The following is a 1,899-nucleotide window of genomic DNA, read 5'->3' on the forward strand; positions in this document are numbered from 1 at the left end:
AGGAAGCAGGTCGATGCTGGTCATGGCGGTTTCCTTGAGTGCAGGGGACCATCCGGCGCGGAGGGACCGCGCCGGATGGTCAGGTTTGCAAAGCGGTTGGGATCAGGCTGCGCCGCGCTGTGGGCGCATGTCGGCCTTGTCGATCCCGGCCACGGGAACAGGCTTCTTCATCGCGTCGCGGCGGAAGGGCTCGCCCAGTTCCTGGTTCAGCAGGACCTCGATGAAGGTGGTCTTCTTTTCCTTCATCTGGCGTTCCACCGCGTCGTGCAGCGCGGCAGTCAGCTCATCCTGGGATCGAACCTGCACCCCTTCCAAGCCACAAGCCTTGGCGATGCCGGCATAGGTCGTTTCCCGATCGAGTTCGGTGCCCACGAAGTTGTTGGCATACCACAGCGTCGTGTTGCGCTTTTCCGCACCCCACTGGTAGTTGCGGAAGATCACCATGGTGATCGCGGGCCAGTCCTCGCGGCCCACCGACACCATCTCGTTCATGGAGATGCCGAAGGCGCCATCCCCTGCAAAGCCGATCACCGGGGTATCGGGATTGCCGATCTTGGCGCCCAGGATCGCCGGGAAGCCATAGCCGCAGGGGCCGAACAGGCCCGGCGCCAGATACTTCCGTCCCGCCTCGAAGGTCGGGTAGGCGTTGCCGATGGCGCAGTTGTTGCCGATGTCGGACGACACAATGGCATCCGCTGGCACCGCCTGCATGATCGCCCGCCAAGCCTGACGGGGCGACATCAGGTCGCTGTCGCGCTGTCGCGCTTCCTCGTTCCAGACGGTGCCAGGATCGTCCTGTTCGTGATCAAGGCTGGACAGTTCCTGCGCCCAACGCGACTTGGTCTGCGCGACCAGATCGCGGCGCTCCTTGCGCCCGGCGTCGCCGGCGGTATCGGACAGCTGCGCCAGGATGCCGCGCGCCACCTTGCCCGCATCGCCCTGAATGCCCACCGTGACCTTCTTGGTCAGCCCGATCCGGTCGGCGTTGATGTCGACCTGAATGATCTTGGCGTCCTTCGGCCAGTAGTCGATGCCATAGCCGGGCAGCGTCGAGAACGGGTTCAGCCGCGTGCCAAGCGCCAGCACCACGTCAGCCTTGGCGATCAACTCCATTGCCGCCTTCGAGCCGTTATAGCCCAGTGGGCCAACCGCCAGCGGGTGCGAGCCGGGGAAGCTGTCGTTGTGCTGATAGTTCGAGGCCACCGGCGCATCCAGACGCTCGGCCAGCCGGGTCAGATCCGGGATCGCCCCAGACAGCACCACGCCGGCGCCCGACAGGATGACCGGGAACTTGGCGCCTGAAAGCAGGCGCGCCGCCTCCGCCACGGCCTCTTCGCCGCCCGCCGGACGCTCGAAGGCCACCACCTGCGGCAGATCGACGTCGATCACCTGGGTCCACATGTCGCGCGGGATGTTCATCTGCGCGGGCGCCGAGTTGCGCCAGGCCTGCATGATGACGCGGTTCAGGACCTCGGGAATGCGGGACGGATCGCGCACCTCCTCCTGGTAGCACACGCAGTCGGCAAACAGGCGCATCTGCTCCATCTCCTGGAAGCCGCCCTGCCCGATGGTCTTGTTGGCGGCCTGCGGCGTGACCAGCAGCAGCGGCGTGTGGTTCCAGTAGGCGGTCTTGACCGGCGTCACGAACCCGGTCACGCCGGGTCCGTTCTGCGCGATCATCATCGACATCTTGCCGGTCGAGCGGGTGAAGCCGTCCGCCATAAGGCCCGCATTCGTCTCGTGCGCAGTGTCCCAGAAGGTGATCCCCGCCTTCGGAAACAGATCCGACACAGGCATCATCGCCGAGCCAATAATCCCGAACGCATGCTCGATCCCGTGCATCTGCAGGACCTTAACAAACGCTTCCTCAGTGGTCATTCTCATGGCAAGGGCTCCTTA

1 protein-coding gene is annotated in these 1,899 nt (G+C 64.9%); it reads right to left on the reverse strand.

The annotated features are described in order from the left end of the window. Positions 1–102 precede the first annotated feature (102 nt). Positions 103–1,884 carry a sulfoacetaldehyde acetyltransferase gene (gene xsc / locus IE224_RS20690; protein WP_191313398.1) on the reverse strand — a complete coding sequence of 594 codons (1,782 nt, stop codon included), beginning with the start codon at positions 1,882–1,884 and terminating at the stop codon, positions 103–105. Positions 1,885–1,899 lie beyond the last annotated feature (15 nt).

It is taken from the genome of Paracoccus aerius (assembly GCF_014656455.1).
In the GTDB taxonomy this organism is placed as follows: Bacteria; Pseudomonadota; Alphaproteobacteria; order Rhodobacterales; family Rhodobacteraceae; genus Paracoccus; species Paracoccus aerius.

Excerpts from the sequence above, each read along its gene's own strand:
- xsc (WP_191313398.1), bottom strand. The coding sequence starts at position 1,884 with ATGAGAATGACCACTGAGGAAGCGTTTGTTAAGGTCCTGCAGATGCAC.